This is a genomic window from Kitasatospora sp. NPDC005856 (assembly GCF_040629945.1).
In the GTDB taxonomy this organism is placed as follows: Bacteria; Actinomycetota; Actinomycetes; order Streptomycetales; family Streptomycetaceae; genus Kitasatospora.
Genome location: NZ_JBEXWT010000018.1, coordinates 123,702 through 129,858 on the forward strand (window position 1 = coordinate 123,702; position 6,157 = coordinate 129,858).

General features: G+C 72.9%; 4 protein-coding genes. 2 read left to right on the plus strand and 2 right to left on the minus strand.

Annotated features, from left to right (window positions below):
• Positions 1–135: 135 nt before the first annotated feature.
• Positions 136–1,323, minus strand: coding sequence for a HAMP domain-containing sensor histidine kinase (locus ABZ449_RS14245; RefSeq protein WP_360345241.1), 1,188 nt, complete (start codon positions 1,321–1,323; stop codon positions 136–138).
• A 93-nt stretch (positions 1,324–1,416) separates the two neighbouring features.
• Entirely contained in the window at positions 1,417–2,145 is a 729-nt protein-coding gene (locus ABZ449_RS14250) for a response regulator transcription factor (protein ID WP_033330758.1), read from the minus strand.
• A gap of 571 nt (positions 2,146–2,716) precedes the next feature.
• Between ABZ449_RS14250 and ABZ449_RS14255 the strand changes: the two genes are divergently transcribed.
• Positions 2,717–3,484 carry a rhomboid-like protein gene (locus ABZ449_RS14255; RefSeq protein WP_360345243.1) on the plus strand — a complete coding sequence of 256 codons (768 nt, stop codon included), beginning with the start codon at positions 2,717–2,719 and terminating at the stop codon, positions 3,482–3,484.
• A gap of 203 nt (positions 3,485–3,687) precedes the next feature.
• The coding region (gene lon, locus ABZ449_RS14260) for an endopeptidase La (RefSeq protein WP_360345245.1) at positions 3,688–6,157 on the plus strand (2,470 nt) is incomplete at its 3' end.

The window sequence follows — 6,157 nt, forward strand, 5'->3', positions numbered from 1 at the left end:
GCGTCGCCCAGATCACAGTACTGACCTGCACTTTGGCTGAAAAAGTGCGTTAGAAAGCCGCATCTGAGGGGAACCGATCGGCGTCGATCACAGTACATATCCGGACCGAACCGGACAAAACTTCGGTCGAATCCTCTAACGATCTTCGTAGGGCTCTGTGTCGGATCTGTGACAAATGTCCTGACCGTCCCCCTGACGCTGTCCGGGCAGCCGGACCTCGATCCGGCAGCCGCGCGGGGACTCGGCCACCGCGATCCGTCCGCCGTGCAGGTCCACCGCCCAGCGGGCGATGGCCAGGCCCAGTCCGGTGCCGCCGTCCGAGCCCGGTCCGGCGGCGGTCGCGGTGCCGCTGCGGCCGAACCGCTCGAAGACCCGGGTGCGGTCGGCCGGCGGGATGCCGGGGCCCTCGTCCTCGACCTCCAGCAGCAGGCCGCCCTCCGCGCCCTCCGGTCTCGCCCGCACCGTCACGGTGCCGCCGGGCGGGGAGTGCTTGCAGGCGTTGTCGACCAGGTTGGCGACCACCTGGTGGAGCCGTTCCGGGTCCGCCACGCCGGTCAGGCCGGTGGGGCTGACCTCCAGGGCCAGCCGGACGTCCCCGCGCCGGGAGAAGGCGCCGCCGGCCGTCGCGCCGTCCACGGTGACCCCGCGCAGCACGCCGTCCAGGAACTCGCGCACCTCGAACGGGCGGGCGTCCAGGTCGACCACGCCGTCGTCGATCTTGGACAGGTCGAGCAGGTGGGTGACCAGCCGGCCGAGCCGCTCGGTCTGTTCCAGCGCCGCTTCCAGGGTGGCCGGATTGGGCTGGACGACGCCGTCCACCACGTTCTCCAGGACGGCGCGCAGCGCCGCGATCGGCGTGCGCAGTTCGTGCGAGACGTTGGCGACCAGCTCGCGGCGGTGCCGGTCGGCGGCCTGGAGGTCGGCGGCCATGGCGTTGAAGGCGGCCGCCAGCTCGCCGATCTCGTCGCGCGAGTTCACCTCGACCCGGCGGCTGTAGTCCCCGGAGGCCATCGCGCGGGCGGCGGCCGTCATCTCGCGCAGCGGGGCGGTGAGCCCGTGCGCGAGGAACTGCATGAAGAGCAGCGAGGCGATCATGGAGAAGACCACGATGATCCGGATCTGGGTCTCGGACCGGATCGCCACGACCACCATCCCGGTGGCCAGGAACACGGAGACGATCACGAGCAGGGCGAGTTTGCCCTTGATCGAGCGGACCGGATCGAGCGGCCGGATGTCGGCCCAGATCCGGCGGGCGGCGCGGGCGGCCAGGTTCTGCTGCCGCGTGCCGTCGGATTCCCCGTTGCGTTGCTGTGGAAAGGTCATTGTCCCCTGTGGTCCCCGCGTTGTCCCCCCGCGTGGTGGCACGGCGTCGTCCGGACACGGGCCCCCCGGTGGCCCGTCGTCCGCTCGATGCCGTCAGGAGAGCGGGGCCTCCAGCGCGTAGCCGACGCCGTGGACGGTACGGATCCAGCTGGCGCCGATCTTCCGGCGCAGTGCCTTGACGTGGCTGTCCACCGTGCGGGTGCCGGACGCGTCGGTCCAGTCCCAGACCTCGGCCAGCAGCTGCTCGCGGGTGAGCACGGCGCGCGGCTGGGCGGCCAGGCAGGCGAGCAGGTCGAACTCGGTCGGCGTCAGGTGGACGTCGCCCGAGGCCAGCCGGACCCGGCGCTGCACGTGGTCGATCTCCAGCTCGCCGAAGCGCAGGCTGCCCAGCGCGGGCGTGCGGGCGGCCTGCTGGGCGCGCTCGACGCGGCGCAGCAGCACGTTGACGCGGGCGGCCAGCTCGCGCATCGAGAACGGCTTGGTCATGTAGTCGTCCGCGCCCACGCCGAGGCCGACCAGCAGGTCCGTCTCGTCGTCGCGGGCGGTCAGCATCAGCACCGGCACCGGGCGCTGGGCCTGGATCCGGCGGCACACCTCCAGGCCGTCGAAGCCGGGCAGCATGATGTCGAGGACCACCAGGTCCGGCTGCCAGGTGTGGAAGCCGTCGACCGCGCCGGGCCCGTCGTGGGCCACGGCGACCTTGAATCCCTCGGCGCCCAGCCGGGCGGCGATCGACTCGGCGATCGTGGGCTCGTCCTCCACCACCAGGACTCTGCGCTGGCTGCTCACAGTGCCACCGGTGTTGTGGTTGTCCTGCTGCATTTCTGTCACGGTCACGCCACCGCCCCCAGGGCTGCGGGCCGGCCACCTGTGGGGATGGCGGGGCTCCGCTCGTAGTCTTGTTCCGTCGTGGACTGTGCCGGGTCCGCCGTCCCGCCGCGCGATCGGGAGCCGAGGACGGATGGTCGGCCGCCCACTTCTCCCGCGCACTTCGCAGCGTACGGACAGCGGATGCTTCCCGGCAGGTGGACCGGACGTTTCCGGCCCGTGGGCCGGCTTTCGGGCCGCCCTCGGACCCACTGCACGAGTGGGCACGGGCCGATACCTTACCCGGCGAATTTTCACTGCGTAACGGTACGTATGCAGTTCAGTTGACGCCAAGTCGCCGGTCAGAGGCCCTACTGAGCCGTTAACGAGGACAAGGTCTGGACCAATGTCGGGAATCCGGCGGTCCGCTACGGCGACGGTCTTCACGGGCTTTTCCCAGGTGCCTCCCAGAACCTCGACGTACCGTGGCCACGACAACACCCGACCGGGCGGAATCCGCGGCGCGCGCCCGTGCGTTGGGCACCTCGGTGAGGAGCCGGCGGGCGTGGCGTGGAGCGGAGGCGGCATGGCTGGACTCGGGCGGGGTGCCGACGGGCGCGGGGCCGCGGGGGCGCCGTACGGAATGCTCCGGCTCGGACTGCGCACCGGCGTCGTGGAGTGGTTGCTGGGACGGGTGCCGACGCCCCGCAGCACGCCCTTCACGCTCGGGTACCTCGCTGTCGTGGGAGCCACCACGACCTTCGCGAGACTCGCCGATCCGGAACTCGTCCAGCGGTTGCAGGAGGCCTCCAGCTCGGACGGGCACAACCTGCTCCAGCACCCTTTGCGTGCTCTTGTGCTGAGCGGATTCTGGGTGGCCGGCGAGGTGTGGATGCCCTACCTGTGGGGATTCGCCCTCACCCTCGCGCCGCTGGAGCGCAGGGTCGGCCCGGCGCGGGCGGCGGCGGTGTTCGCGGTCGGGCACGTCGCGGCCACGCTGCTCTCCCAGGGGGTGGTGATCACCGCGGTGGAGACCGGGCGGATGGCGCCCGAGGCGATGGACTACCTGGACATCGGGGTCAGCTACGGCGTGCTCGCCTGCCTGGGCGCGGTGGCCGGGCTGCTCTCCTGGCGCGGGCGGCTGCTCGCACTGGGCGGCGCCGGGCTGATGATCGCCCAGCAGATCGCCGCCGACCGGGACGTGATCACCGGGGTGGGGCACCCGGCCGCGGTGCTCGCCGGGGTCGCGCTGTGGCGCTGGCTGCGCCGGGCCGAGCGGCGCCCGCCCCGGCCGCGTCCGGTCGCCGCGACGGCCGCCGGCGGTGCGCCCGCGCGGGTGCGCGCGGCGCGTTGACGCCGTCGCCCGGCCGGGGCCGTCCGGGTCCCGGGGCCTCTTCCCAGGATTCTCCGAGGTTCGCCCGGGCCCGTTTGACGGAGCCGGGCGCGGAGCGGCCGGGCCGGATTCGCGTTCGCTCACGGCGAACAAAGGGTCGGGAACATCCGACCGCCGCCAGGCCTTAGTCAGGTCGACTCAAGTTCGCTGACTGGGGAGAGATCATGGCATCGACGTCCACTCCGCTCACCCTGCCCGTGCTGCCGCTCGACGACGAGGTCGTCCTGCCGGGCATGGTCGTCCCGCTGGACCTGAAGGACACCGAGGTGCGCGCCGCGGTGGAGGCCGCCCGGGCCGCCGCCGGCACCGGCAAGCCGCAGGTCCTGCTGGTTCCGCGGGTGGACGGCTCGTACGCGGCGGCCGGCACGCTGGCCACCGTGGAGCAGGTCGGCCGGCTGGCGGACGGAGACCCCGCGGCGCTGGTGCGCGCCGTGCGCCGGGTCAGGATCGGGGTCGGCACCACCGGCCCCGGCGCCGCCCTCTGGGTGGAGACCACGCCGTTCCGGGAGTCCTCGGTGGGCACCCCGGTGGCCGGCCGGGCCGCCGAGCTGGTCAAGGAGTACAAGGCGCTGTCCACCCAGTGGCTGCGCAGGCGCGGCGCCTGGCAGATCGTCGACCGGGTGGCGCAGATCGAGGGCGTCGGCGAGCTGGCCGACAACATCGGCTACGCGTCCTTCGCCACCGCCGAGCAGAAGCTCAAGGTGCTGCTGGAGGCGGACCAGGTCGCCCGTCTGGAGTACGCCCTCACCCTGCTGCGCGACCACCTCGCCGAGGAGGAGGTCAACGACACCATCCGCAAGGACGTCGAGGAGGGCGTGGCCAAGCAGCAGAAGGAGTTCCTGCTCCGCCGCCAGCTGGAGGCCGTCCGCAATGAGCTGGCCGAGCTCAACGGCGAGGCCGTCGACGAGGAGGGCGACTACCGCGCCCGGGTCGAGGCCGCCGACCTGCCCGGGAAGGTCCGCGAGGCCGCGCTCAAGGAGGTCGACAAGCTGGAGCGCGCCTCCGACCAGTCGCCCGAGGGCTCCTGGATCCGCACCTGGCTGGACACCGTCCTGGAGCTGCCCTGGAACGAGCGCACCGAGGACGCGTACGACATCGCCGGCGCCCGCGCGGTGCTGGACGCCGACCACGCCGGCCTGGCCGACGTGAAGGAGCGCATCGTCGAGTACCTGGCCGTCCGCAAGCGCCGGGCCGACCAGGGGCTCGGGCTGGTCGGCGGCCGTCGAGGGGGAGCGGTGCTGGCCCTGGTCGGCCCGCCCGGCGTCGGCAAGACCTCGCTCGGCGAGTCGGTGGCCCGCGCCATGGGCCGCACGTTCGTCCGGGTCGCGCTCGGCGGCGTGCGGGACGAAGCCGAGATCCGCGGCCACCGGCGCACCTACGTCGGCGCGCTGCCCGGCCGGCTGGTGCGGGCGATCAAGGAGGCCGGCTCGATGAACCCGGTCGTCCTGCTGGACGAGATCGACAAGGTCGGCTCCGACTACCGGGGCGACCCGGCCGCCGCCCTGCTGGAGGTGCTGGACCCGGCGCAGAACCACACCTTCCGGGACCACTACCTGGAGGTCGAGCTCGACCTCTCCGACGTCGTCTTCCTCGCCACCGCCAACGTGCTGGAGGCCATCCCCGAGCCGCTGCTCGACCGGATGGAGCTGGTCCGGCTGGACGGCTACACCGAGGACGAGAAGGTCGTCATCGCCCGCGACCACCTGCTCCCGCGCCAGCTGGAGCGGGCCGGCCTCGGCGGCGAGCAGGTCACCGTGGACGAGTCGGCGCTGCGCAGCCTCGCCGGCGAGTACACCCGCGAGGCGGGCGTGCGCAATCTGGAGCGCTCGATCGCCCGAGTGCTGCGCAAGGTCGCCGCACAGGCCGAGCTGGGCGAGCGCGAACTGCCCGCCGCCGTCGGTGCGGAGCACCTGCGCGCCCTGATCGGCCGGCCGCACCACGTGCCGGAGTCCGCCCAGGAGCCGGCCGAGCGCCGCACCGCCGTCCCCGGCGTGGCCACCGGTCTCGCGGTGACGGGCGCCGGCGGCGACGTCCTCTACATCGAGGCCTCGCTGGCCGACGCCGAGACCGGCGGCACCGGGCTGACCCTCACGGGCCAGCTGGGCGACGTGATGAAGGAGTCCGCGCACATCGCGCTCTCCTACCTGCGCTCGCGCGGCGCCGAGCTGGAACTGCCGGTCACCTCGCTGCGGGACCGCGGCGTGCACCTGCACATCCCGGCCGGGGCCATCCCCAAGGACGGGCCGAGCGCCGGCATCACCATGACCACGGCGCTGGCCTCGCTGCTCTCGGGCCGCAAGGTGCGCACCGACGTGGCGATGACCGGCGAGGTGTCGCTGACCGGGCGGGTGCTGCCGATCGGCGGGGTGAAGCAGAAGCTGCTCGCCGCCGACCGGGCCGGGGTCACCACGGTGATCATCCCCAAGCGCAACGAGGCCGATCTGGACGACGTCCCGGCCGAGGTGCTGGAGCGGCTCACCGTCCACCCGGTGGCGGACGTGCGGGAGGTGCTGGAGCTGGCGCTGGAACCGGCCGGGGCCACCCCGACACGGCGTCGATCGCAAGATCGTCAAATCCGGTACGGTGCGCGGACCGTCCTCGACGGATGGCAGGATGGACACTCGCCACTCGTGT

Coding starts and splice junctions, on each gene's coding strand:
- ABZ449_RS14245 (WP_360345241.1), bottom strand. CDS start 1,323: ATGACCTTTCCACAGCAACGCAACGGGGAATCCGACGGCACGCGGCAG.
- ABZ449_RS14250 (WP_033330758.1), bottom strand. CDS start 2,145: ATGCAGCAGGACAACCACAACACCGGTGGCACTGTGAGCAGCCAGCGC.
- ABZ449_RS14255 (WP_360345243.1), top strand. CDS start 2,717: ATGGCTGGACTCGGGCGGGGTGCCGACGGGCGCGGGGCCGCGGGGGCG.